Raw genomic sequence first — 25,666 nt, forward strand, 5'->3', positions numbered from 1 at the left:
GCCCCTCTTCTGCCGGCGCCGTCCTTCGCCGGACGGTCATCTTGTCACAGGATATGAAAAAGGGCAGCCATTTCTACCGTGGCCGCCCCTTGTCTCGTCATGCCAGATGGTCGGGTCAGCTTCCGAGCGCCGTTTTCACCGCAGCCGCCGCATCGCCGCCGTCGAAGGTGGTGACGCCGGCGATCCAGGGAGCGACCGCGTCCGGGTGCTTCTTCAGCCAGTCGGTCGCGACCGTATTGGCATCGCCGCCCTTCAGGATCGCGTCCATCATCTCGCCTTCCATGTCCAGGTTGAACTTCAGATTGGCGATGAACTTGCCGGCGTTCGGGCATTCGCTCATGTAGCCCTTGCGTACATTGGTATGCACGGTGGCAGCACCAAAGCCGCTATCTCCCATCCCCTCGAGGTAGGTGATCTTCATGGCGCCCATCACCGGATGCGGCGTCCAGCCGAGGAAGGCGATCCATTCATTGTTCTTCATCGACTGCTCGGCCTGGGTGAGCATGCCGGCCTCGGAAGATTCGACCAGTTCGAAGCCTTCGAGATTGGTCTTCGGATCCTTGATCATGTCGAGGATGATGCGGTTGCCGTCATTGCCGGCCTCGATGCCGTAGATCTTGCCGTCGAACTTGTCCTTGAACTTGCCGAGATCGGTCAGCGTCTTGACACCGGCATCGGCGACATAGGTCGGAACGACGATGCCGTAGCCGGCACCGCTGAGATTTTCGCTGACGGTCTCGACCGAGCCTTCGGCGGCATAGTCCTTGATGTCGTTGGTCATCGACGGCATCCAGTTTCCGAGGAACACGTCGAGGTCTTTGTTCTTCAGCGACGCATAGGTCACCGGCACCGAAAGCTGGATCACCTGCGGCTCGTAGCCGAGCGCCGTGAGCAGCACCGAAGCGACGCCGGTGGTCGCCTGGATGTCGGTCCAGCCGACATCGGACAGCCGCACCGTCTTGCAGCTTTCCGGATCGCCGGCGAAGGCCCCAGTCGTGGATAGAAAAGCCGCCAGGCCGAGGCCGGCGACGAATGAACTCATACGCGACATGAAAATTCTCCCATTTCAGTTCTCGGTGAAGCGAAGCGACGGTTTATCTCCGCCTTTGTTCCGTCAGCCAAACATCATTCTGCTGCGGTTTCAAGCACTAAGGCAATCACGAACAACGGCGCAGGCTGGCCGATCAGCGACACGCCCGCCGCTTTCCGGATGGAAGTCGTCTTTTCCCGGTGGAATGTAGGCGCTCCCCCTCCCCGCTTTGTTGCAACTCGGCTTAAAAGGACGGCATGGCCAAGCTGTACTTCCATTATGCGACGATGAATGCCGGCAAGACGACGATGCTGTTGCAGGCCTCGTACAATTACCGCGAGCGCGGCATGACGACGATGCTGTTCATCGCCGGCCACTACCGCAAGGGCGATACCGGGCTGATCTCGTCGCGCATCGGCCTGGAGACGGAAGCCGAGATGTTCCGCGACGGCGACGACCTGTTCGCGCGGGTCGCCGAGCATCACGACCACGCCACGGTCCATTGCGTCTTCGTCGATGAGGCGCAGTTCCTCGAAGAGGAGCAAGTCTGGCAACTCGCCCGCATCGCCGACCGGCTGAACATCCCGGTCATGTGCTACGGCCTGCGCACCGATTTCCAGGGCAAGCTGTTTTCCGGATCGCGCACCCTGCTGGCAATCGCCGACGACCTGCGCGAGGTGCGCACCATCTGCCGTTGCGGCCGTAAGGCGACAATGGTGGTGCGCCTCGGCGCCGACGGCAAGGTGGCGAAACAGGGCGAACAGGTGGCGATCGGCAAGGATGTGTACGTCTCGCTCTGCCGCCGCCATTGGGAAGAGGAAATGGGCCGCACCGTGCCCGACGATTTCATCGGCTTCACCAAAACCTGACCAGCGCTATTGCTTTCATCCGACCTCCCGGCCGACATTCGTTCGCCAATCGCGCCATCGTGCGGCGCTTATTTAAGGCCTGCTTGCTATTTCAGAACCTCTCAGCCAGAGCCGTCGGGGAGTTCCCATGCTTCGAGCCATTTTGTCTGCCGCTGCTTTCCTCATCGCCGGCGCTCTTGCCGCGCATGCCGACGGCGATGCCGCTCTCGGCAAGAAAGTCTTCAACAGATGCGTGGCCTGTCATGAGGCAACGAGCGACCACGACAAGGTCGGCCCGCATCTGCTGGGTGTCGTCGGCCGCACCGCCGGCACCGCGGACAGTTATCTCAGCCGCTACTCGCAGGGGATGAAGGACGCCGGCGCCGCCGGCCTGGTCTGGGACGAAGCAAACCTCGCCGAATACCTGCGCGCGCCGCGGCAGAAGGTCCCTGGCAACAAAATGGCCTTCTCCGGCCTCACCAGCGACGACGACATCGCCAATGTCATCGCCTACCTCAAGGCCGATCCCAAGCCCTGAGCGTCGCTCCCCGACCTAAAGTCCAGCCGCGGTTGAAGCGGTGTCTGACCGGACGGCAGTTACACCGTAATCATTGCCTGACTATCCTGCGGTCGGCCTCCTGAAATTCTTTTGTTTTCCTGTAATCCCATGTCTTCCGTCTTTCATTCGCCAAACCCGGCACATATATTCGCGGCGGTTTGCGAACGAAACCGATGCCGAAGCGGGAGGCCCCAATGGCGACATTGCAGAATTTCGACGCCGAGATTGCCAAGACCAAGCAGGTCGTTGAGGACATGCGCACCAAGATCGAGCAGTCCGGTACTGTGCTCGACACGCTCGCCACCGCCGACAAGAAGATCGGCGACGCCAATTTCGACATCGAGAATGCTCGCATCGAGGACGTGCTGAAGCAGCAGAAGGTGATGGAAGGCAATATCGCCGACCTGATTATCGGCCTCGAGGACGCCACCAACGTCTTCGGCGCCGAATTCGAGAGCATGAAGAACTACACCGGCTGGGAAAATTTCGTCGGTGTCTTCTCCAGCCAGCGCAAGCAGCGCCTGCGCACCGACCGCGTCCGCAACATGTCGCTGGCCGGCAATCTGCAGGAGCTGCTGGCGAAATCCGACACCATCGTCGGCATCCTCAAGGCGCAGAAGCAGGTTCTCGACACGCGCTACAAGACCTCCGAGGCCAGCCTGTCGCAGGTGATCGAGCGCCGCAAGACCACCATGTCCAATCTCGAGACCGTGCAGAAACGCATCGAAGAACTCAACCCGATGCTGCTCGACATCGAGAACAAGATCGCCGCCTCGACCAGCCAGAAGGAGCGCACCCAGCTGGAAGGCGAACGCTCGAAACTAGCCACGGAATACAACGAGAAGCAGGCCAAGGAGCAGGAATTGCTGGCCGAAAGCCAGACGCTGGAGCGCTACACCTCGATGTTCCAGACCTTCGTCGATTCCCTCAACAACCAGATCGCGGCGCAATCGACGCTGATCAACAAACTGACCATCGATACCGAGCAGCGCATCGTTCTGTACAAGGCGCTGGAAGATTCGCTGAAGACCGCCGCCCAACAGGATGTCGCCCACAAGATCAACACGCTGGGCAGCCAGGTCGACAACACCGCCGAAGAGACCATGGCCGGCATTGGTGCCGCCTCGCAAAAGCACATCGGCGATCTGCTTGAAATGCACGAGAAAAACATGGTCGCCACCGCCGACATCCAGCGCCGCAAGAAGCTCGCCGACGATGCCTTCGCCCGCCGCTTCGACGATGTGATGAAGAAGCACAATTCGGCAAATTACGTGCAGTCGTAATTGCTGCACGTGCACTGCTCCCAAGGGCTGGCAGCATGACCCCCGAAAACGAAGCTGCGGCGCGCTATTTCTCGGCGATCACGGCGGCACTTGGCGGCCTCGAAGTGTTCATGCGCGACGATCGCTCGCCGCTCTATCGGCACGGCATCGTCGCCAAGGTCGTCGCCGAATATATTGCGCGGCTCGACAAGTCGTTCTCGTGCTGGCGCAACCGGCTGGGCTTCACGGAGACATTCCGCATCTCGCGCGCCGAAAGCGGTTTCCCGGTCTTCCAGAACCTGCTCGAGTTGGAGAACGACCGGCTGCAGGCCGATGCGCGACTCGCCGTCATCCCTTCGGCCAGCGAGCTGCGCGAGGAAATGGCGGACTTCATCCTGCGCCACAAGGAATTCCCCGAAGCGCTGCAGAAGTCGATGGCCGAGCGGCTTTACCTCGAGGACGTCAAGAGCGAGACCACCTTCGGCCCGTTCACGCTGGCCCAGACGGTCAAGGTGTCGGTCAATCCGAAGACGTTGCGCCCCTATTATCTGGTCCACTGGGCGTGCTTCGACGGCAGCGCCAACCTGCCGCTTGTCTATATGGTGACGGTTGAGGATTCCTCGGACGACATGATCCGGCAGCTTGTCGACTCCAGCGGCAAACTTAATGAGAGGGTCGACATTCCGCTGCCGGTCGACGGCTTGCTCAATCCCGAGCTTGCCCACCGTTTCGACGATTTCACCGAGAAGAATTCCGCCTACGCGCTGTCGCCGGCGACCATCGCGGTCAACCTCGACAATGATTTCGAGCCGCTGCATCCCAAGCAACTGCGTCGCGTCGTGCTCGGCCCGTTCTATTCTGCAGGGATTACCGACAACAATTCGACAGTGAGCGAAGTGCTGGCCAAGGTGCGCAAGCCGGAAAACGCCTGGCTGCTGACCTGGACCATCCAGGAGGTCTTTTCCAAGGCCGAAAAGCCAGGCCGCAAGGGGCTGTTTTCGAGCGAAAAGACGACACAGGAATTCTTCATCAATACCGACGATCTCGAGGCCGCGCGGCAAGGCGTGTCCAACTACGAGAACCATGCGCTGATTCCGCACGAGGCCTATCAGGCGCTCTATGCCGCCGGCGAGGCGCAGAAGATCTTTTCGGGCTACAAGGTCCACATCCTGTCCAAAGGGCAGGTCATCAGCGACGTCTGACCGTCAAATCGCGGAGCATCCTCCATGGACACCGGCCTGACCACCATCCCGGAAGCGGCAATTGAAAAGCACCGTGCCACTGCGCAAAGTTTCATCACCCGCATCGTCGTGCTGGAGGACCCATCGCGCGAGTCCGGCACCGCGCTTGCCGGCACCAACCGCCGCTTCGTCTCTACCGTCTCGGTCGGCTCGGTGCGCCGCACGCGCGAGGTCGAGCTCTCCAAAACCGTCGCCGCCGTCCATTCCGACGACCAGTTGCTGACCATCCCGCAGCACACGCTGTTGTTTCGCGCCCGGCGCGGCACAGCGATAGCGCTGGCCATATCGGATGTCTTCGCCGAGGGCTCGGACCTCGAAAGTCTGCAGGCGAAAAACGCCCGCGCGCCGCTCGAAGGCGATGAAGCTGCCACCTTCAAGAAGCTGCTGTCGGCCTCTGCCTACATCTCCGCCTTCAGCCTTGCCTCCTATTTGTTCCAGCTGATCGACAGCGACGGCGAGGCGCCGAACGACACGCCCGAGCCGGACTTTCTGTTCGACACGCCACAGGATGCGGTGAAGTCGATCGTGGCCGGGCTCGACAGGGCGATAGCAGGTTCGAAGGATGATGCCGACCTGATGACCCGCGCCCGCGCCTTTGCCCGCGTCGCCATCGACGGGCTGTTGGCGCGAAAGGGCCGCTTCGACGGCATCGGCCCGTTCGAGAACGCGCATATCCGCATCGACGTCGACGATTTTACCCTTGACGGCTTCGACGTCGCGCCGGGTAAGCGGGCAAAGCCGCTGGTGATGACCTTCAAAAAACCGGAAGAGGTCGTCGGCAACCACATCGCCAAATACCAGTCAGTCAAGCTTGCCAAGATGCTGATGGCCTACGACTTCGAGCGCGAGCTGAACCCGTTCGTCGAGCTCGGCGGCTTCCTGTTCACCTTTATCGGCGATGGCGCGCCCGGCACCGGCAAGACAACCTTGATCCAGATGATCGCCGGTCTTCTCAATGGTTATTGCCAGGTCGCCGGCTATCCCTTCGCCTACGAGAATTTCGGCGTCGACCAGATCTCCTCCTACCAGGGCAAGTCGGGCCAGAACTGCCGACAGTTCATCAACAATGTGCTGAACCCGCGCGTCATCGGCTTCGGCACCATCGACGATATCGACCAGGTGGCGGCACGCCGGTCCGACGACCGCGCCTCGGCCGGCCAGCAGGAAATCACCGGTGTGCTTATGGACGCCTTTGGAGGTGCGGCGACCGTGGTGCGCGGCAATTGCTCGTTCGGCATGTTTTCCAACTATCCCGAGAACGTCGACGACGCATTGCGCCAGCGCGCCGGCGCGCGTTGGCTGGTCGATGGCCCGCAGAGCCGCGACGACTACATCGACATTTTCGTCCTGCTCGCCGGCAAGAACCACAAGATCCCGCTCGGCGAGCACAAGCTCTACGCTGCCCAGGAAATCCAGCGCGCGGTGATGGAAGCCTACGAGGAACATGAAAAGCCGCAGGAAGACGGGCTGATGAAGGTCTATGAGCGCTACATGAAGGAGAATGGCGCGCCAAAGACGATGGCCGACATCGGCACCTATCTGCACTTGATCAAGGATGCCGAGCCGCGCTTTACCGGCCGCGCCATCAAGAACGTCACCGATGCCATCAAGATGCGCGCCATGGACATCGAATTGCCCGACGAGTGGTTCGAAAAGCCGGAAGCCTTCATGCACAAGGGTTACGACGACAAGAAAGCCATGATCGAGGAGCTGCGCGGGCCATTCTCGATGGACATGGTCATGCAGGAGATCAACCGCTACGCGGATTCCGAATTCCGCTATTCCGACAAGTCCGATGATGCGGCGGTGACCAAGATGATCCGCGACACCCGTCTGCGGGAGCGTGCCGTCCGCGAGATCGAGGAGATGAAGAAAAAGGGGCTGTGGAATGCGTGAGGTTTCTTCTGGTGCGCTGCATAAGCTCCCACAGCAACGCTGAAAGACGTGGCTCAAAAGCTGACGCCCCCCTCTCCCCGTTCTTCACGGGGAGAGGGTAAGGGTGAGGGGCAGCGCATGCGTGGACCAGAAATAGACATAACCAGGCGCGCAAGGCGCCTGCGTCAATCCGACAACGATGCAGAAGCCGCGCTCTGGATGGAGTTGCGCGACTGCAGACTGAACGGCCATAAATTCGTACGGCAGTTGCCGATAGGCTCTTACTTCGCCGATTTGGCCTGCAGAGACTGCCAGCTCGTCGTCGAAGTCGATGGCAGTCAGCATGTCGGCAGCCAATATGATCGAATCCGGGATCGCTTCATCGGCTCGAATGGCTGGTCCATGCTGCGCTTTTGGAACGTCGACGTATTGAAGGACCGGGAAGCAGTCCTTGAGACAATATTGGCTGCGATCGAAGGACGCCTCGAACGCCATATCGAAACGCATGATCTTCGATTTGTCACCGCCAAAGGGTATGGAGAGACATGTCCTTGACCGTTCGCGCCGCCCCTCACCCTTACCCTCTCCCCGTGAAGAACGGGGAGAGGGGGGCGTCACCGCTGGAGCTCGATCCTCCAGCGCAAGATCCATTGGTATCGCGCACATGAGCCCCGCCAAGAAACCCGATCTGTTGCGCGACAACGAGCTGATCTACGGCCGGCTGCTGATGATCGACGAGCCGCACCTGATCCAGCGCTACAACAAGGCGATGGTCGCGTTCGGCTTGAAGCCGACCAAGTTGAAAAGCTTCGAGATCGACCGCACTGGCTTCTCGCCGCAGGTCGCCGAGGAATGCGGCGACTACAGCTACCTCGATCCGAACGAGGTCAACCGCCGCTTCATCATCCTGACGCCGTCGCAGATCGACCTGCCGGTGGTGCACACGGCGTTCTCCAACACCTCGCTGCTGATGTACGAGTTCATGTCCAAGAACCAGCGCGCCATCGATGCGCTGACGATCAAGGACGTCATCTACGGCGAGATCGAGGATTCGGTCCCCAAGGTCGACGACATCGAGGACCTGCTGTCGATCAACCAGGTCGAGTTCAAGGTGCTGTCGGCCGAGGATGTGCTCGGCAAGGCCGCCGAGCTCGGCAAGCTGGTCGACCGGCTGAAGCAGGAGCCGGATGCCTGGCGCGACAACGCCATGCTGGCCCACATGGTCGAGCTGGCGAAGGTCTGCGGCGACATCCGCGAGAATGCGCTGGTGCCGGACCAGGTGATCTTCCGTCACAATGCCTATTGGACCAGCCATTTCGGCGGGCTCTATGTGTTCGTCGATCCCGACGTGACGACGGTGATCAGCGACCCGGCAGCGCCCGGTTTCCGCCGCTCGCGGCCGTGGCAGGTGAGTTACCTTTCGATCCACGATGCCGACAAGGTGTTCAAGTTCCTCGCCTCGACCGGCCGCATCGAGCTGCCGCGCGCCTCATGGATCGAAACCTCCGGTTATCTCGAGCATCGCGCCGAAATGGTGGTGCGCGCGCTGATCCGCGACGCCGATCCCGACCGCAATCTGACCGACGTCGACAAGGTCTGGCTGCAGACCTGGATCCACGGCCATACCGATCTGATCACCAGGGACGGCAATTTTCCCTTCCTCAACGCCGCCAAGCGCGAGATCGCCCAGCTCGGCCATCTCAAGATCGAGGACGTGTTCCCGCAGCAGCGCTTCCTGGTCATCCGCGCCAAGCCGGACCATCCCGACGCCTGGCTGACCAACCAGCTGATCTCGGACTTCGTGCCGCAGGACTTCGTTTCGCGTTATGTCTTCAACAAGCCGGGCTTCTACAGGGACTATGAGGGCTTCAGCGACGCCTGGCGATCGCATGTTGTGGACGTTCTGAAAACCACATATCTGAAGGACAAGGTGGCGTTTCGCACACGCCTCTACGGCTTGACTGACTGAGGGGTGACATCGCCATGCTTGATCCGATCGTGAGTTTCTTCACCCGGATTTTCCAGTGGATTGGCCGCGGCATCGGCCTGCTCATCGGCGCGATCCTGTGGCCGTTCCTGTGGGCGGGGCGCTGGTACACGCAACGCGGCTGGATCCTGAAGGCGGTGCTCGGCCTGGCTGTGCTCGTGCTGATCGGTCTCTATGTCAACTTCTTCTACGCCACCCAGTGGTGGAACAATTTCGACCCGAATTACGTCGACAAATACACGTTCGAAAAACGCAACAGCTCCGCCGGTGAACAGGTTTCCGCCGGCGCCGGCACCGACACGGCCAAGACCTGCGGAAATTCAGCCATTGCCCAGGTTGCGGCCGACCTGACCGACTTCAACGTCAACCAGAATGCCTGGGTGTCGTCGATGATCCTTTACAAGCTCGGCCTGTTCGGCATCGACTGGGATCACACGCCGTTCATGGACAACAAGGCTTCGTTCCAGCGCGGCATCAACCAGGCGGTGCGGCGCACGGCGACCGAGCTTGCCGATAATCTCGGCCGCGTCCGCACCACCTCGCAGATCGACGCCGACCTGCAGGATGCCCGCGGCAATCTGCAGTTCGACGAGGAAACCTGGTATTTCGGCTTGAACCCGTTCGGCCCCAAGACGCCGACGCCGAGCTACTATCGCGACGCGGTGCGCAAGCTGCGTTCCTTCAACGCCCGCCTCGCAGCCTGCCAGGCGACGTTCGATGCCCGCGCCGACAATCTCAAGCAGTATATCGACCGCATCTCGTCCGACATCGGTTCGACCTCGGCGATCCTCAAGGAGCGTGCCGAAAACCACAATAATGGCTGGTTCGACACTCGCGCCGACGACCGCTTCTGGTTCGCCTATGGCCAGCTCTATGCCTATTACGGGCTGATGAAGGGCGCACAGGCCGACTTCGAGGACGTCATCAAGGAAAAGCACCTGCAGAACCTGTGGGATACGATGGACGCGCAGTTCGTCTCGGCACTGCGCATCCAGCCCTTCATCATCGCCAATGGCCGCGAGGACGGCTGGCTGTTGCCGACACATCTGACGACTATGGGCTTTTACATACTCAGGGTGCGCTCGAACATGGTCGAGATCAGCAACGTCCTGACGCAGTAGCGGATCGTCCCGCACAGCCGGCGCTGGTGAATTTGCGCCGTTGCTTCTGTCGCTTTTCGCGTATTACGCGGCTGTTTTGAGACGGCGGAACCGCGCCTGCTCTGGCTTCTATACGGCGCGGCAACCGGCGCGAAAAGAACCTGTAGCAGGGCAGCCGGCCGCAGAGGCATTTTCTTCGTAGGAAACATAGTTGCATGAAAGTTGACGCCGCGGCAGCGACAGGGGTAGAACATGCCCGCGCCTGCAATGCCGGGCTATTCTTGCGACCACACTAGTCAAATCCGTCCAATTCAGAGGGAAGTCGTCCATGGCCGAAGTGAAGTCCGACATCGAGATCGCGCGCGGCGCCAGGAAGAAGCAGATCCAGGAGATCGGCCAGAAGATCGGCATTCCGAGCGAACATCTTCTGCCCTACGGCCACGACAAGGCGAAGATCTCGGCCGAGTTCATCAAGTCGGTGAAGGGCAACAAGGATGGCAAGCTGATCCTCGTCACCGCCATCAACCCGACACCGGCCGGCGAAGGCAAGACGACGACGACGGTGGGCTTGGGCGATGGCCTCAACCGCCTCGGCAAGAAGGCCATCGTCTGCATCCGTGAGGCTTCGCTCGGACCGAATTTCGGCGTCAAGGGCGGTGCCGCCGGCGGTGGCTACGCGCAGGTCGTGCCGATGGAGGACATGAACCTCCACTTCACCGGCGATTTCCACGCCATCACCACCGCCCATAACTTGCTGTCGGCGCTGATCGACAACCACATCTACTGGGGCAACGAGCTCGGCATCGATACCCGCCGCGTCGTCTGGCGCCGCGTCATGGACATGAACGACCGGTCGCTGCGCGAGATCATCTGTTCGCTCGGCGGCGTCGCCAACGGTTTCCCGCGCGAGGCCGGTTTCGACATCACAGTCGCCTCGGAAGTCATGGCCATCCTGTGCCTGTCGACCGACCTGAAGGACCTGGAAAAGCGCCTCGGCGACATCATCGTCGCCTATCGTCGCGACAAGTCGGCCGTCTATGCCCGCGACCTCAAGGCCGACGGTGCGATGGCCGTACTCTTGAAGGACGCCATGCAGCCCAATCTCGTGCAGACGCTGGAGAACAACCCGGCTTTCGTGCATGGCGGCCCCTTCGCCAACATCGCGCATGGCTGCAACTCCGTCGTTGCCACGACGACGGCGCTGAAGCTTGCCGACTACGTCGTCACCGAAGCCGGTTTCGGCGCCGATCTCGGTGCCGAAAAGTTCTTCGACATCAAATGCCGCAAGGCCGGCCTGAGGCCCGCCGCGGCGGTCATCGTCGCCACGGTTCGCGCCTTGAAGATGAATGGCGGCGTCAAGAAGGAGGACCTCGGCAAGGAGAACGTCGAGGCGGTCAAGAAGGGATGTGCGAATCTCGGCCGCCACATCGAGAACATCCGCCAGTTCGGTGTGCCGGCAGTGGTCGCCATCAACCATTTCTACTCCGATACCGAGGCCGAGATCCAGGCGATGAAGGACTACGTCACCTCGATGGGCGAAGAGGCGATCCTGTGCAAGCACTGGGCCCAGGGATCGGCCGGCATCGAGGAACTGGCCAAAAGAGTCGTGGCGTTGGCCGAATCCGGCGCGTCGCAATTCGCCCCGCTCTATCCCGACGCCATGCCGCTGTTCGAGAAGATCAACACCATCGTCCAGCGCATCTATCGCGGTTCCGAAGCGATCGCCGACAAATCGGTGCGCGACCAGCTCCACGCCTGGGAGCACGCCGGCTACGGTCATTTGCCGGTCTGCATGGCCAAGACGCAATATTCCTTCTCCACCGATCCGAATCTGCGCGGCGCGCCAACCGGCCACACCGTGCCGGTGCGCGAGGTCAGGCTGTCTGCCGGCGCCGGCTTCGTCGTCATCATCTGCGGCGAGGTGATGACCATGCCCGGCCTGCCCAAAGCGCCATCCTCGGAAAAGATTTTCCTGAACGAAATGGGCCAGATCGAAGGCCTGTTTTAGGGATAATCAACGCTTGAACGGCAAAGGGCGCCGCAACGCTGCGGCGTCCTTCTGCCTGTTCGCAACAGTCTCCTACGCCGCGCTTCGCGCCAGCGCGCGCTGGTTGGAGGCATAGGGTGTGTCGTGCTGGGGAACCACGCCGGTCTTCAGGCAATCGATCCACTCGGCGGTTTTGAGAACGGCCGCGAAGCGCGACTGCAATACGATCGTCACGACGCGATGGATTTCCTCCCCCGAAGCGTAGCCGGCGCTGTTGGCGTACGGCAACGACCCCGTTGCGTCCGACAGGAACTCGACCTCAAAACCCATATGCACGGCGTGGATGACCGTCGACAGGTCGCAATTATGCGTCATGTAGCCGATGACTGTGATCGTATCGATAGAGTTGGCGCGCAGCCACTCCTCGAGGTCCGTGCCGGTGAAGGCGCTGGGCAAGTTCTTTTCGATGTAGTGGTCGCGGTTTCGCCTGGCGATTTCCGGGTGCAACTCGGCGCCATGGCTGCCCTTGGCGAAGACCGGTGAGGTTTCCGGCGCCAACTGTTTGATGACCACCACCTTGACGCCTGCCTCGGTGGCCGCATCCATCGCACGCGCCACATTGACGACGCTGTCGCGGAAGGGCGGATGCTGGATGGCGAGGTTGCCGCCGTCATAGTCGTTTTGAACATCGATGACGATGAGGGCGCGGCGTGGAGCTTTGCCTTTGGCTGGTTGCGACATGGGGTTTTCCTTTCCCGTTGGACATTGATGGGTGGACGATAAGCTCGGCACCGGATTGCAAAAAGTGTCCCGATTGACATTATTCGAAAGAATTGGGACAATCGCCTCACCCGTTGCTGGAGCTCCCATGACCGATCCTGCCGTTGCCGCCATCGCCTTCGATGGCATCAGCCCGTTTCATCTCTCCGTGCCGTGTCTCGTGTTCGGCGCGGATCGCACGGAGCTCGGCCTGCCGCGCTTCGACTTCCGGGTCTGCGCGATTGAGGACGGGCCGATCCGCACCGATGCCGGGCTGACCATCAGCGTCCCGCACGGGCTTTCCGCGCTCGATGACGCCGACATCGTCATCGTGCCAAGCTGGAAAGATCTCGGGAGCTCGCCTCCAGCGGCATTGATCGACGCGTTGCTTGGCGCGCACGAGCGCGGCGCGCTGATCGTCGGACTGTGCTTGGGAACGTTCGCTGTTGCGGCGACCGGACTGCTTTCGGGGCGGCGAGCGGCGACGCACTGGGCCTACGCGGATCAGCTGCAGGAACTCTATCCCGACATTCTCGTCGAACCGGAAGTGCTCTACATCGACAATGGCGATGTCGTGACATCCGCCGGCGTCGCCGCCGGGCTCGACTGCTGCCTGCACGTCGTACGGGCTCGTTACGGCGCGGAGGCGGCACTTCGCCTTGCCCGGCAGATTGTGCTTTCTCCGCACAGGCAGGGCGGGCAGGCGCAATTCATCGAACGTCCCATCGCCAGGACCGGCAATGCGGACCGCTTCACCCAAGCTCTCGAAGCGGTGCGCAAAACCCTGGGTGAGCCGCACAGTCTGGACAGCGTTGCCGGTCACGCCGGCCTCACCCGCCGGACGTTCACGCGCCGTTTCCAGAAAACGATCGGCACCAGTTTCGGCGACTGGCTGACCGACCAGCGCGTCCAGCTGGCGCAACGGCTGCTGGAAGCAACGGAAAAATCGATGGACACGGTTGCCTTCGAGGCCGGCTTCGGCAGCGCTACCTCGCTGCGCCAGCATTTCGCAGCGCGCCTCAGAACCTCGCCGGCGCAGTACCGGCGCGAATTCTCGAAGAGTGCTCAGGAGGAGCGCGTGGCGCACATGCCGAGGTGAAATTCGGCTCGCGCTCGATTCCAGGGCAATCGCTTCAGTGCCGACGTTGGACTGCCATCTGGCCCGAGTAGGCTATCTTTTCTCTCGAAGCGATTGCCCTGCTCTCGATCCTGTCGTGGTTGAAAGGCTCTGCGTCATCTGTCATATATTAAAGCGACAGATGACGCGAAGAGGGCTCGCCGTGGCGATGGCATTGGAAAAGGCTGCGCCAGCAGCAAAAAACAATGAACTTCAGAAGGTGGCGAAATTGCTAGGCGGCAGCCGCATTCTGGCAAGGCGCCTCAGCAGCGCTTTGGATGCCCACGAGTTGCTTCTGCACGGCCTGCCGGCTTCAGCGCTGGACCATCTTATCGGGCAACTCGTCTTCATCCAGAAGACCGATTCGCTGGAGAAGGCCGTCGGCATGAGCCTGCGCACCTACCAGCGCCGCAAGGATGCTCCGTCCAAGCCTCTCAGTCAGGACCAGAGCGGACGAACCTGGAAGTTCGCGGAGATCCTGTCGAAAGCTACCGACGTGTTCGGTTCGCAGGCGGAGGCAGAGCAATGGCTGGAGCGCCCGGCGATTGGGCTCGACCAGCGTCGTCCAATCGACCTTCTGGCGACGCCGGCGGGGATCGAGCTTGTAGAAGACTATCTGGAACGGCTTGAATATGGCGTTTATGCATGACGCCGCTGCCGGCGGCGCTTGGTGGCTCCGACCTCATCGGATGGCGCCTCGATCAAGCCGCGTTTGCGCCTACATGGGATAGTGGCGAGGGCGCATACAGGGTGGGCGGACGCTGGAACAGCAAGGGCGTGCGCGCCGTCTACTGCTCGATCGATCCGTCGACTGCGATCCTCGAGGTTGCGGTCCATAAGGGCTTCAGGGCGCTCGACACGATTGCGCATGTCATGACGGCAGCAATCGTCAGCGATGTCGCGGATGTGCATATCGTCGACCCCGCCGCCGTGCCCAACCCCAAGTGGTTGCGCCCGGGCATTCCGAGCTCCTGGCAACAGGCGTTTGGCGACGATCTTCTGCAACGGCACCGGTTCGTTGTGATTCCGAGCGCCGTATCGCAGCATAGCTGGAACCTGATCTTCGACGCGAGCCTCGCCAGAGGGGCATACGCCATGAAGACCCAGGAGGCGTTTGCCCTCGACACACGGTTGCATCCACCTCCAGCCAAGTGACATAGCCGCCCCCATGTCCATCAGAACGAGGACGTGACCGGCAACAGAAGCACGGTGCTCAGTTGTTGCTGATTACCCGTGCCGGATTGCCGACCACCGTGGTGTTCGCCGCGACGTCGCGCGTCACCACAGCACCGGCGCCGACGATGGCGCCATCGCCGATCCTGACTCCGCCGAGGATGACGGCACTGCCGCCGATCCAGGCATTGTCGCCGATCTCGACCGGCTTGGCGATCTCCAGCCCTGCCCGTCGCCCGGCAGCCTCCTTGTGGTGCTCGGCGCAATAGATCTGCACATTCGGGCCGAGCAGCGTTCCCTTACCGATGCGCACTGGCGCCGTGTCGAGAATGATGCAGCCGGCATTGAGAAAAACGCGGTCGCCGAGAAAGATGTTGAAGCCATAAGCGCAGTGGAACTGCGCCTCGATCCGGGCGCCCTCGCCCGCAGCGCCGAGCAGCGTCCGCAATCCAGGCCCGATGTCGCGACGCTGCCGGGGCGGCAGGCTGTTGTGCTCGAACACCGCGTCTCGCGCCGTGATGCGCAACGCCTCCAGTTCCGGATCGAGGCAGCAATACCACTCGCCCGCCGCCATTTTCATGCGTTCGCTTTCGGCCATGGCCGCAACTCCAGTCTCAATCTTTGCCAAAGCACAAGTGCTGCAAATGCGGAAGCGCCGGCGGCGACACCACCTCTGGTCAAATACCGGACCTATGGTAGCTTGCTCTCTCGGACCTGTCCCAAGCCGGCCATCGAGGGGATCAATCATGCTGTACATTTTTGCACTCCTGATTGGCATCGTTGCCGGGCTTCGCGCGATGACCGCGCCCGCCGCCGTCGCCTGGGGCGCCTGGCTTGGCTGGTTGCCGGTCGCGGACACCTGGGCCAGCTTCATGGGCCACTGGATCGCCGTCGGCATCTTCACCATCCTGGCCATCGCCGAACTGGTCACCGACCAGCTGCCCTCGGCGCCGAGCCGCAAGGTGCCGCAGCAATTCGGCACGCGTATCGTCTTGGGCGCTTTCACCGGCGCGGTGATCGGCGCCACCGGCGGCGCCACCATCGGCGGCCTGATCGCCGGCGCCATCGGCGCGGTGATCGGCACGCTGGGCGGCGCCGAGGCGCGTAAACGCCTGGCCGCCGCCTTCGGCAAGGACCCGCCGGCCGCCTTCATCGAGGACGCGGTGGCGATCGTCGGCGGGCTTCTGATCGCGGCGGCGGCGGCATGACGGCAAAGACATTCGACGCCATCATCGTCGGTGCCGGGCAGGCCGGCCCACCGCTCGCCGGCCGGCTGAATGCGGCCGGCATGAGCGTGGCGCTGATCGAGCGAAAGCTGGTCGGCGGCACTTGCGTCAACACCGGCTGCACGCCGACCAAAACGATGGTGGCAAGCGCCTATGCCGCGCATCTCGCCCGCTCGGCCGCGGATTACGGGGTGACGCTGTCCGGTCCCGTCGGCGTAAACTACAAGGCGATCAAGGCGCGCAAGGACAAGGTCTCCAACGGCGCCCGCGGCAATCTCGAAGACTGGATTGCCGGCATGGACAAATGCACGCTCTATCGCGGCCATGCGCGCTTCGTAAGCGCCAACACGGTGCGCGTCGGCGACGATCTGCTGAGCGCCGAAAAGATATTCCTCAACACCGGCGGGCGCGCCTCGGTGCCCGACCTGCCTGGCATCGACGGCATTTCTTACCTGACCAATTCCTCGATGATGGATCTCGACGTGCTGCCGCGCCATCTCATCGTTGTCGGCGGCAGCTATGTCTCGCTCGAATTCGCGCAGATGTTCCGCCGCTTCGGTTCCGAAGTCACGGTCATCGAAAAAAGCCCGCGCCTGATCGGTCGCGAGGACGAGGATGTCTCGGACGCCATTTTGTCGATCCTCGAAAACGAAGCCATTGCCGTCCATCTCGGCGCCGACGACATCCGCTTCGCCAGGCGAGGCAACGAAATCGCCGTGACCTTCTCGCCAGGCAAGGCGGCTGCGGTCGGCTCGCATGTGCTGCTGGCGCTCGGCCGCACGCCAAACACCGACGATCTCGGCCTCGACAAAGCCGGCGTCGAGGTCGACAAACGCGGCTTCATCGTCGTCGACGACCAGTTGCGCACCAGCGTGCCCGGCATCTGGGCGATGGGCGACTGCAACGGCAAGGGCGCCTTCACCCACACCTCGTACAACGATTACGAGATCGTCGCCGCCAACCTGCTCGACAACGATCCGCGCAAGGTCAGCGACCGCATCGAGGCCTATGCGCTCTATATCGACCCACCGCTCGGCCGCTGCGGCATGACCGAAGCCGCGGTAAGGAAATCCGGCCGCCGCGCCTTGGTCGGCCAGCGGCCAATGACCCGCGTCAGCCGTGCCGTCGAAAAAGGTGAGACGCAAGGCTTCATGAAGATCCTGGTCGATGCCGACACCAAGGAGATCCTCGGCTGTTCGGTGCTCGGCCCGGGCGGCGACGAGGCGGTGCACTGCGTGCTCGACCTGATGTATGCCAAGGCGCCGGTCAGCACGCTGGCGCGCGCCGTGCACATCCACCCGAACGTCTCGGAGCTTCTGCCGACCATCGCCCAGGAACTCAAGCCGCTGGTGTGACGGCCGGGTAGAATCGTGCGCCCATAGCGGCAGCGACTGGACCAATCGACAGCCCAGCGGCAAAAGGGCATGTGTTCCGCCTCTTCTCCCGGAGCCATCCCATGCAGAAGTCCATCGAACGCGTCGCCGGCGACAGCGAAGGCGTTTCCTACGAATTCCCCGTCTTCCGCTTCGCCGGAACGGACAAGACGGCGCCTTCCGCCTATCTGCAGGCGGCACTTCATGCCGGCGAATTGCCGGGCGTCGTCGCCATCGACACGCTGATGCCGATGCTCAGCAAGGCGGAAGCCGAAGGCCGCATCACCGGCAATATGACCATCGTGCCCTGGGCTAATCCGATCGGCCGCGCGCAATATCTTTACGGCGACCATCAGGGCCGCTTTCATCTGGGCACGCGCACCAATTTCAATCGCGGCTTTCCGCGGCTCGCCGCGCCCGACCTCACGCTGCTGCCGGCGCACGGCACGGTCGACCAGCGGCTGAAAACGCGGCTGCTGCAGCTCTCCATTGGCCACGACATCGTGCTCGACCTGCATTGCGACGATGAGGGCCTCGCCTATCTTTACGTCCACACCAGCCTGTGGCCGGCCATGGCGGATTGTGCAGCGGCCATGGGCGTCGACGCGGTGATGCTGTGGGACGAAGACCCCGACGGCACCTTCGAAGGCGCCTCGATCATGCCGTATCAGAACGTTCCCGCCGACGTCGCGTGCCTCGACCGGCGCGTCGCCACCACGGTCGAATATCGCGGCATACTCGATGTCGACGGCGCCCTCGCCGGCGCCGATGCCGAAGGGCTCTACCGGCTGCTGGTGGCGCGCGACGTCATCCAGGATCAGGCGCTGCCCGCGCCTGGCAGCTTCGTTGGGCTCGTCGCGCCGCTCGAAAACATCGAGATGATGCCGGCGCCCCGCTCGGGCGCGATCCTGTACGACGTGAAGCCGGGCGACCGCGTCACCAAGGGTGCGCGCCTTGCCACCATCGTCCACGCGCCCGGCGAGCCCGACGGCCGCACGGAAGTGTTGGCGCCGCAGGCGGGCCTCATCCTGACGCGGCGTTCCCGCCGCATCATCCGCGCCGGCGAAGACCTCGTGAAGCTGGTCGGCGACGGGACGAGCGCCGATGCAAGGTCGGGAACGCTGGAGGACTGACGCACCCCGCCAGGTTATCCCGAAATCGCCTGTCGCGCCTTGGCCTCCAGCCATTCGGCCATCTGCCGGTACGGCACCGGACCATGGCTCACGCGGGCGACGCCGAGTTCGGCAAGCCTCTGGCGCGGCGGCACATGCGCCAGGGCAATGATGTTGACCGGCAATGCCGTTGCCTCGCAGAGCGCCTCGATCAGGCCTTCATCGGCAAGCCCCGGCGCAAAGAAGCCATGCGCTCCGGCCCTTTCGTAGGCGTGCGCCCGCTCGATCGCCTGATCGAGAAGAGCCTTGTCGTGCGCATTCGGTTTAGTCTTCAGGAAAATGTCGGTTCGGGTGTTAATGAAGGCCGGAATACCCGACGTCTTCACCGCCGCTGCAGCCGCTTCGATCCGCCTCACCTGTATGGCGATGTCGTGCAGCCCACTGCCGCCGACGATCTGATCCTCGAAATTAAAGCCGACGGCTCCAGCCTGCACGGCGAGCGTCACGCTGCGGGCGACAACCTCCGGAGCGACCCCGTAACCCCCCTCGAGGTCCATGGTTACCGGCACATCCACCGCCGCAACGATGCGTTTGATGTTTTCGAGCGCCAGTTCCAACGGGATTTTCTCGCCATCGGCGAATCCGAAAGCGGCCGCGACCGGCCAGCTTCCGGTGGCGATGGCCTTGGCCCCTGCTTTCTCGATGATCTTGGCGGAGCCTGGGTCCCAGGCATTGTAGAGGACAATCGGGTTTCCCTTGACATGGAGAGAATGGAACGTCCGTGCGCGGTCGAACTGCTGGGTCATTTGATGTTTTCCCGTCTTCCTGCTGTTTGATGCAGAGTCTAGGCAGGACGGCCGGTCTTGGCCATGTGCCATGGGTTGCGAAAGCGGCAGCCACCCCACAGACTTTCAAACCTGTTGCGCATACCGCTTTTCGCGGCTATGGATTTCGCCATGAATATGCGTTCGATCAAGACCATTTGGTGGTGGGCTCGCTGACAGCGGCCTGTTCGAACGCGTTCGCGTGACAATCGAGGGTGGCCGCAGCGGAATGTCCGGGCGGCCATTTGTTTTTTCAAGCCATTCCCGGGTCCGTTGCCCCAAAGACGCTGATGGAGACGGCAATGACGACGAAAATTCTGGAGAATGGCGCCGAGCGCTTCGTCACGGCGGGTGGCGTGGCGATTACCCGCCAGCGCCATGACCGGCCTTACGAGGGGGCGATCGACGGCTATGTCGATGGCCTGAATTCGCGCCGCGGCGCCGTGTTTTCCTCGAATTACGAATATCCCGGCCGCTATACGCGCTGGGACACCGCCATCATCGATCCGCCGGTGGTGATCTCGGCACGCGGCCGCGCCATGCGCATCGAGGCGCTGAACCGCCGCGGCGACGTGCTTTTGCCGGTGATCGGCGCGGTGCTTGCCGGCCTTGACGATGTCACGATCGCCGAGACGTCCAACAAACTCATCCGCCTCGAGGTCGCCAAGCCCGATCGTATCTTCACTGAAGAGGAACGCAGCCGCGTTCCCTCCGTCTTCACCGTGCTGCGCGCCATCACGGCTTTGTTCAAGACCGAGGAAGACGCCAATCTCGGCCTCTATGGCGCCTTCGGCTACGACCTCGCCTTCCAGTTCGATCCGGTCGACTACAAGCTCGAGCGCAAGCCAAGCCAGCGCGATCTCGTGCTGTTCCTGCCCGACGAGATCCTCGTCGTCGACCACTATTCGACCAAGGCCTGGACCGACCGCTACGACTATTCCGGCGATGGCTTCTCGACCGAAGGCCTGCCGCGCGACGAAATCGTCGAGCCGTTCAGGACCGCCGACCGCATCCCGCCGCGCGGCGACCACGAGCCCGGCGAATATGCCAAGCTGGTGCGCAAGGCGATGAAGAGCTTCGAGCGCGGCGACCTGTTCGAAGTGGTGCCGGGGCAGATGTTCTACGAACGCTGCGAAACCCAGCCCTCCGAGATTTCCCGCAAGCTGAAGAGCATCAACCCTTCGCCCTATTCCTTCTTCATCAATCTCGGCGAGGGCGAATATCTGATCGGCGCCTCGCCGGAAATGTTCGTGCGCGTCAACGGCCGCCGCGTCGAGACCTGCCCGATCTCCGGTACCATCAAGCGCGGTGACGACGCCATCTCCGACAGCGAGCAGATCCTGAAGCTGCTCAATTCGAAGAAGGACGAATCCGAACTCACCATGTGCTCGGACGTCGACCGCAACGACAAGTCGAGGGTCTGTGAGCCGGGCTCGGTGCGCGTCATCGGCCGCCGCCAGATCGAAATGTACTCCCGCCTGATCCACACCGTCGACCACATCGAGGGGCGGCTGCGCGAAGGCATGGACGCCTTCGACGCCTTTCTGTCGCATGCCTGGGCGGTCACCGTCACCGGCGCGCCGAAATTATGGGCCATGCGCTTCATCGAGCAGAACGAGAAGAGCCCGCGCGCCTGGTATGGCGGGGCGATCGGCATGGTCAATTTCAACGGTGACATGAACACCGGCCTGACGCTTCGCACCATTCGCATCAAGGACGGCATCGCCGAGGTGCGCGCCGGCGCCACGCTGCTCTTCGACAGCATTCCCGAGGAAGAAGAAGCCGAAACCGAACTGAAGGCATCCGCCATGCTCTCCGCCATCCGCGACGCCAAATCAGGCAATGCCGCCAGCACCGAACGCAGCACCGCGCGTGTCGGCGACGGCGTCAACATCCTGCTGGTCGACCACGAGGACAGTTTCGTCCATACGCTCGCCAACTATTTCCGCCAGACCGGCGCCAATGTCTCGACGGTGCGCACACCAGTGCCGGATGAGATCTTCGACCGGCTGAAGCCAAACCTGGTCGTGCTCTCGCCCGGCCCCGGCACGCCGAAGGACTTCGACTGCGCCGCCACCATCAAGCGGGCCCGTGCGCGCGACCTGCCGATCTTCGGCGTCTGCCTCGGGCTGCAGGCGCTGGCCGAGGCCTATGGCGGCGAGCTGCGCCAACTGCACATCCCGATGCATGGCAAGCCGTCGCGCATCCGCGTGTCGAAGCCGGGCATCATCTTCTCCGGCCTGCCCAAGGAGGTGACGGTCGGCCGCTATCATTCGATCTTTGCAGATCCGGTGCGGCTGCCCGATGGTTTTGTCGTCACCGCCGAGACCGAGGACGGCATCATCATGGCCTTCGAGCACCGCAAGGAGCCGATCGCCGCAGTGCAGTTCCACCCGGAGTCGATCATGACGCTCGGCCACAATGCCGGCATGCGCATCATCGAGAACATCGTCGCGCACCTGCCGCGCAAGGCCAAGGAAAAGGCCGCTTAATTCGAGGGCTCAGTGTTGGGATCTTTTCCCCAGTGACCGCGGCGGAAATCAAAGCCGCCGCCAGGCAGAAGGTCGCCAGCCTCGCCTTCTGGTCGATCGTCGTCGCCTGCGTCGTGCTCGGCCTGAAGCTGGTGGCCTGGTACGTCACCGGTTCGGTCGCGCTTTATTCGGACGCGCTGGAATCGATCGTCAACGTCATTGCCTCTGCCGCCGCCTATTGGGCGATCCAGGTCAGCTACAAGCCAGCCGACCAGGACCATCCGTTCGGCCACCACAAGGCCGAGTATTTCTCGGCCGTCCTCGAAGGCGTGCTGATCGTGCTTGCCGCCTTGCTGATCCTCAATGAGGTCTGGTGGTCCTGGCAGCATCCCGCCCTGCTGGAACAGCCATGGACCGGCCTTGCCGTCAATGGCGTCGCAACGGTCATCAACGCTGTCTGGGCCTTGACGCTGATCCGCACCGGCCGAAGCGAAAAATCGCCGGCTCTCGTTGCCGACGGCAGGCACATCATGACCGACGTGGCGACCTCGGTCGGTGTGTTCATCGGCCTGGTCGGCGCCGTGCTGACCGGCTGGCAGGTTCTCGATCCGGCTCTTGCCGTGATCGTGGCGCTGAACATCCTGTGGCAGGGCTGGCACGTCATCGGCTCCTCGATGAACGGGCTGATGGACCGCGCCGTCGACACCCAGGAACATATCCGCATACGCGACATCATCTCGGCCAATTGCAAGGGCGCGCTCGAGGTCCACGACCTGAAGACGCGCATCGCCGGCCGCGCCACCTTCATCGAGTTCCACCTGGTCGTCGACGCCGACATGTCTGTCGGCGCCAGCCACGTCATCTGCGACCGCATCGAAGACGCGCTGCAGGCCGAAATCCCTTCCGTGCGGGTCATCATCCATGTCGAGCCCGACGACGAGGCGAAACTGCCCAAGGGCACGACGGCCGTGCCGTTCGCGTGAAGCGATAGCGGGACGCCGCCATCCAAAAACCTTGAGGTCGGCGGGACAGCACCCCCCTCTGTCCCGCCGGCATCGCGTCTCTGAACTGCTACAGCCCGCAGGCAGCCTGCGGCATCGGCTCCAGCCGGTAGACCTTGTCGTCGGAGCTGGTGTCACCTTCCGCCGCTTTCGAGCACAGATCGATGATCGGCAGGCCGCTGTTCGGGTTGGCCAGCATCATCGTGCCGTTGGCGCCGCGGCGAAGGAAGACCTCCCTTTGCGCGATGTCACAGGACGCAGCACCCGTCTTCGCGCTCGCCGCGCAGCGCCACTGGTCGCCCTCGCCCTGACAATTATAGACCTGCGTGACCTTGGCCGATTTCTGCCGCGTGGTAACCGAAACGGCGATATCGGCGCCGCTTGGCCAATTGGCCGGATCGCCCTCCTTGGCGAAAGACGCCAGCTCGACCGGTCCGCGGAACACCCTGATCGACTGGGTCAGTTGGTCGGGATGCGAGCCGAGATGCTCGGCGTCGTAGTCGCGTCCGTAGCAGAAGGCCTGGTCCGGCTTCAGCCGCTCGCGCAATGGCGGGCCAAGTGCCGGATCGATCGGGTCGATGCGCGCGAACTCCGCCTTGCAGGTGGCGGCCGGCATCGGATCGAGCCTGAAGCCGTTGTCGTCCTTGCCCAGCGCCTGCCTTTCGTACTCCGCCTTGCCGAGCTCGTCTTCCGATCCGGCGTCGAGATAGAGGTCGGGCTGCACGTCCGAGACGATCAGCCGGCCTTTGTCGTCGACCTTCAGCGAAGCCATGGTGCGGTCGCAGTCCATACCGCACCGGATCGGGCCGGTCTTGCCGTCCTCCGACTCATGACTGCACCAGCCGCCAAGCCATTCAGGCGCCTCGGCGCCGCGCACCGTCGTCGCCATGAAGCCATTGTAGGAGGAATCGATGCCGGCGCTTGGCTCCTCGTTTGGCCGGCTGACCGGATCGCGGCCGTAATAGAAGAAGATGCGCGTCACCTTCTGCTGCGGATGCGACTTGAGATGCGCGGCGTCATAGACGCGGCCGAAGCAGGCGTCCTTGCCGTCGGGGCTGAGCTCGGTGAGTTTGAGCGTGTCGTCGGCGAAAGCAGAGCCGGCGACGGCGGCGAGCAAGGCAACCCCAACTCCGGCGCCCATCACGGTCCTTGATATCATGCTGGCTCCCCCTGCCCCGACAAGACGTGGCTTCAATTTATGTTAGGATCGAGGCCGAGGCCACGCAAATTGCGCGCGCCGGCCAAATGGGAGATGAAGCCATGCGACGCCGCGATATTTTCCGCGTCGGTCTTGCCGGAGCCGCCGGGCTTTTCGGGCTGCGCCCCACCAAGGCGGCAGCCATTGAAGTCAAGGCCGTCGAAGAGGAAAGGCAAAAGGTCGCCTATCACCTCAGCGATCTCGACAAGGTCAATTTCGTGCTCGGCAACATCAAGAACCACTTCGAAGGCACCGACGGCAAAGTCGACATCGCGCTTGTCGTGCACGGCCCGGCACTTGCCGCCTTCAAGTCGAAGGGTATATCGGCCGCCATTTCCGGGCGGTTCGCCGGCCTTGTCCAGGATGGGCTCAGCCCGCACGCTTGCGCCAACACCATGCACGGCATGGATATCGGCCTGGCCGACCTGCTCGACGGCTTCCATGCAGCCGACAGGGGCGGCGTCGTCAAGCTCGCCGAATTGCAACGCCAGGGCTACGCCTATCTCAGGCCATAGGGCAATTCCAGGAAAAGTGTGAAACGGTTTGCCGTCCGGAATTGCGTCAAGACAAAGAGGGAGCGGTTCGCCGTTTCCGTGAAACGGTGAACCGCCCTAAACTTTTACGGACTTGAACGCGAGGACTGCGAGGGCCTACGAAGAGCAGGCAGAGTCCCCGGAGGAATAGACGTGCCAGCCACCACCACCCTTGTCAGCCCCTCTCTCGTCATCCCCGACCTTGCCGGAAAGGCGGTCCTGGTCACCGGCGCCTCGACCGGCATCGGCGCGGCGCTCGCACTCGCCTACGCCGCGCAGAAATGCCGCGTCGCACTGCATTACAATTCGAGCCGCGCGGCTGCCGAAAACCTGGCCGCGACCATTCGCAACGGCGGCGGCGACGTGTTCCTCGCCCAGGGCGATTTCTCGATTCCCGCCGATGTCGAGCGCGTCGTCGAGGACAGTGCGCAACATTTCGGCCGGCTCGACGGCCTCGTCAACAATGCCGGCGGCATGCTCGGCCGCGTGGCCTATGCCGAGCAGACCGAGGCGCATTACGACGCGGTGATGGACCTCAACGCGCGTTCCGTGCTGACAGCTTCGCGCAAGGCAATCCCATGGCTGAAGCGGCAGGGTGGCTTCATCGTCAACACCTCCTCGATCGCCGCGCGCAACGGCGCCGGCGGCGGCGCCGGCCTGTACGGCTCGGCCAAGGCCTTCGTCTCCAACGTCACGCGCGGCATGGCCAAGGAGCTGATCGGTTTCAACATCCGCGTCAACGCGGTGGCGCCCGGCACGATCGCGACACCTTTCCACGAGCGCTACTCGACCGACGACCAGATGAAGGGCATGATCGCCACCATCCCGCAGGGCCGCGCCGGCACCGCCGAGGACTGCGTTGGCGCCTATCTGTTCCTCTCCTCCGATCTGTTGAGCGGCTACATCACCGGCCAGGTGATCGAGGTGAATGGCGGGCAGTTGATGCCGTAGACGGCGAACTGCATACTCCTGGTTGCGTCATCTCAACGG

At 62.7% G+C, this 25,666-nt stretch carries 24 protein-coding genes; 19 read left to right on the forward strand and 5 right to left on the reverse strand.

All coding sequences use genetic code 11. From position 1 onward, the window contains the following. Window positions 1-115: 115 nt before the first annotated feature. Window positions 116-1,051: a choline ABC transporter substrate-binding protein gene (locus tag NKJ20_RS07375; RefSeq protein WP_292660734.1), complete on the reverse strand. Its 936-nt coding sequence runs from the start codon at window positions 1,049-1,051 to the stop codon at window positions 116-118. 236 nt (window positions 1,052-1,287) lie between these two features. Between NKJ20_RS07375 and NKJ20_RS07380 the strand changes: the two genes are divergently transcribed. From NKJ20_RS07380 to NKJ20_RS07420, 9 genes are all read left to right on the forward strand, one after another. Beyond that, window positions 1,288-1,899, forward strand: a complete 612-nt coding sequence (locus tag NKJ20_RS07380; protein WP_352743310.1) for a thymidine kinase — start codon at window positions 1,288-1,290, stop codon at window positions 1,897-1,899. Window positions 1,900-2,026: 127 nt separating this feature from the next. Then, window positions 2,027-2,416: a c-type cytochrome gene (locus tag NKJ20_RS07385; RefSeq protein WP_352743312.1), complete on the forward strand. Its 390-nt coding sequence runs from the start codon at window positions 2,027-2,029 to the stop codon at window positions 2,414-2,416. Window positions 2,417-2,631: 215 nt separating this feature from the next. Then, window positions 2,632-3,720 carry a hypothetical protein gene (locus NKJ20_RS07390; protein WP_352450536.1) on the forward strand — a complete coding sequence of 363 codons (1,089 nt, stop codon included), beginning with the start codon at window positions 2,632-2,634 and terminating at the stop codon, window positions 3,718-3,720. Between the two features lie 35 nt (window positions 3,721-3,755). After that, entirely contained in the window at window positions 3,756-4,901 is a 1,146-nt protein-coding gene (locus NKJ20_RS07395; RefSeq protein ID WP_352743313.1) for a hypothetical protein, read from the forward strand. Between the two features lie 24 nt (window positions 4,902-4,925). Next, window positions 4,926-6,836 carry an AAA family ATPase gene (locus NKJ20_RS07400; RefSeq protein WP_352743314.1) on the forward strand — a complete coding sequence of 637 codons (1,911 nt, stop codon included), beginning with the start codon at window positions 4,926-4,928 and terminating at the stop codon, window positions 6,834-6,836. A gap of 117 nt (window positions 6,837-6,953) precedes the next feature. Further along, a complete protein-coding gene (locus tag NKJ20_RS07405; RefSeq protein WP_352743316.1) occupies window positions 6,954-7,370 on the forward strand; it encodes an endonuclease domain-containing protein in 417 nt (138 codons plus the stop codon). A gap of 109 nt (window positions 7,371-7,479) precedes the next feature. Continuing rightward, entirely contained in the window at window positions 7,480-8,784 is a 1,305-nt protein-coding gene (locus tag NKJ20_RS07410; RefSeq protein ID WP_352743318.1) for a DUF6638 family protein, read from the forward strand. A 14-nt stretch (window positions 8,785-8,798) separates the two neighbouring features. Further along, window positions 8,799-9,923, forward strand: a complete 1,125-nt coding sequence (locus tag NKJ20_RS07415; protein WP_352450540.1) for a DUF2333 family protein — start codon at window positions 8,799-8,801, stop codon at window positions 9,921-9,923. A gap of 307 nt (window positions 9,924-10,230) precedes the next feature. After that, a complete protein-coding gene (locus NKJ20_RS07420; protein ID WP_352743320.1) occupies window positions 10,231-11,910 on the forward strand; it encodes a formate--tetrahydrofolate ligase in 1,680 nt (559 codons plus the stop codon). Between the two features lie 72 nt (window positions 11,911-11,982). Here NKJ20_RS07420 and NKJ20_RS07425 read toward each other — a convergent pair whose 3' ends face one another. After that, window positions 11,983-12,630, reverse strand: coding sequence for a cysteine hydrolase family protein (locus NKJ20_RS07425; RefSeq protein WP_023679515.1), 648 nt, complete (start codon window positions 12,628-12,630; stop codon window positions 11,983-11,985). A gap of 127 nt (window positions 12,631-12,757) precedes the next feature. Between NKJ20_RS07425 and NKJ20_RS07430 the strand changes: the two genes are divergently transcribed. The 3 genes from NKJ20_RS07430 to NKJ20_RS07440 all read left to right on the forward strand — a co-directional run bounded on the left by NKJ20_RS07430 (window position 12,758) and on the right by NKJ20_RS07440 (window position 14,920). Next, window positions 12,758-13,747 carry a helix-turn-helix domain-containing protein gene (locus NKJ20_RS07430; protein ID WP_254819147.1) on the forward strand — a complete coding sequence of 330 codons (990 nt, stop codon included), beginning with the start codon at window positions 12,758-12,760 and terminating at the stop codon, window positions 13,745-13,747. Between the two features lie 187 nt (window positions 13,748-13,934). Beyond that, window positions 13,935-14,414, forward strand: coding sequence for a type II RES/Xre toxin-antitoxin system antitoxin (gene parS, locus NKJ20_RS07435; protein ID WP_352638288.1), 480 nt, complete (start codon window positions 13,935-13,937; stop codon window positions 14,412-14,414). Next, complete coding sequence (locus NKJ20_RS07440) at window positions 14,411-14,920, forward strand: RES family NAD+ phosphorylase (protein WP_352450543.1); 510 nt, start codon at window positions 14,411-14,413, stop codon at window positions 14,918-14,920. Before parS ends, NKJ20_RS07440 begins: the two co-directional genes overlap by 4 nt. A gap of 58 nt (window positions 14,921-14,978) precedes the next feature. Here NKJ20_RS07440 and NKJ20_RS07445 read toward each other — a convergent pair whose 3' ends face one another. Further along, window positions 14,979-15,536, reverse strand: a complete 558-nt coding sequence (locus tag NKJ20_RS07445) for a sugar O-acetyltransferase (protein WP_352450544.1) — start codon at window positions 15,534-15,536, stop codon at window positions 14,979-14,981. 148 nt (window positions 15,537-15,684) lie between these two features. Here NKJ20_RS07445 and NKJ20_RS07450 point away from each other — a divergent pair, with 148 nt between their 5' ends. The 3 genes from NKJ20_RS07450 to NKJ20_RS07460 all read left to right on the forward strand — a co-directional run bounded on the left by NKJ20_RS07450 (window position 15,685) and on the right by NKJ20_RS07460 (window position 18,670). Continuing rightward, window positions 15,685-16,146 carry a DUF4126 domain-containing protein gene (locus tag NKJ20_RS07450; protein ID WP_352450545.1) on the forward strand — a complete coding sequence of 154 codons (462 nt, stop codon included), beginning with the start codon at window positions 15,685-15,687 and terminating at the stop codon, window positions 16,144-16,146. Beyond that, window positions 16,143-17,519, forward strand: coding sequence for an FAD-containing oxidoreductase (locus tag NKJ20_RS07455; RefSeq protein ID WP_352743322.1), 1,377 nt, complete (start codon window positions 16,143-16,145; stop codon window positions 17,517-17,519). The genes NKJ20_RS07450 and NKJ20_RS07455 overlap by 4 nt, the downstream gene beginning before the upstream one ends. 101 nt (window positions 17,520-17,620) lie before the next feature. After that, window positions 17,621-18,670 carry a M14 family metallopeptidase gene (locus tag NKJ20_RS07460; protein ID WP_352743323.1) on the forward strand — a complete coding sequence of 350 codons (1,050 nt, stop codon included), beginning with the start codon at window positions 17,621-17,623 and terminating at the stop codon, window positions 18,668-18,670. Between the two features lie 14 nt (window positions 18,671-18,684). Here the strand turns inward: NKJ20_RS07460 and NKJ20_RS07465 are convergent, their stop codons facing one another. Beyond that, window positions 18,685-19,455, reverse strand: a complete 771-nt coding sequence (locus NKJ20_RS07465; protein ID WP_352456438.1) for an isocitrate lyase/PEP mutase family protein — start codon at window positions 19,453-19,455, stop codon at window positions 18,685-18,687. Window positions 19,456-19,775: 320 nt separating this feature from the next. Between NKJ20_RS07465 and NKJ20_RS07470 the strand changes: the two genes are divergently transcribed. Together NKJ20_RS07470 and NKJ20_RS07475 are read left to right on the forward strand one after the other, a co-directional pair. Beyond that, window positions 19,776-21,965: an anthranilate synthase gene (locus NKJ20_RS07470; protein WP_352450549.1), complete on the forward strand. Its 2,190-nt coding sequence runs from the start codon at window positions 19,776-19,778 to the stop codon at window positions 21,963-21,965. Between the two features lie 32 nt (window positions 21,966-21,997). Next, window positions 21,998-22,927 (forward strand): cation diffusion facilitator family transporter, encoded by a 930-nt coding sequence (locus NKJ20_RS07475; protein WP_502895031.1) that lies wholly within the window; start codon window positions 21,998-22,000, stop codon window positions 22,925-22,927. 88 nt (window positions 22,928-23,015) lie between these two features. On the opposite strand, the gene NKJ20_RS07480 is transcribed toward NKJ20_RS07475, so the two are convergent. After that, the gene (locus NKJ20_RS07480; RefSeq protein WP_352450550.1) at window positions 23,016-24,104 is read right to left on the reverse strand and encodes a hypothetical protein; all 1,089 of its coding nucleotides are present in this window, start codon (window positions 24,102-24,104) and stop codon (window positions 23,016-23,018) included. 101 nt (window positions 24,105-24,205) lie between these two features. Here NKJ20_RS07480 and NKJ20_RS07485 point away from each other — a divergent pair, with 101 nt between their 5' ends. Then, window positions 24,206-24,658 (forward strand): DsrE family protein, encoded by a 453-nt coding sequence (locus NKJ20_RS07485; RefSeq protein WP_352450551.1) that lies wholly within the window; start codon window positions 24,206-24,208, stop codon window positions 24,656-24,658. 171 nt (window positions 24,659-24,829) lie between these two features. Further along, window positions 24,830-25,627 (forward strand): SDR family NAD(P)-dependent oxidoreductase, encoded by a 798-nt coding sequence (locus NKJ20_RS07490; protein WP_352450552.1) that lies wholly within the window; start codon window positions 24,830-24,832, stop codon window positions 25,625-25,627. The last annotated feature ends 39 nt before the right edge of the window (window positions 25,628-25,666 follow it).

This window comes from Mesorhizobium sp. M0185 (genome assembly GCF_040322175.1).
Lineage (GTDB): Bacteria > Pseudomonadota > Alphaproteobacteria > Rhizobiales > Rhizobiaceae > Mesorhizobium.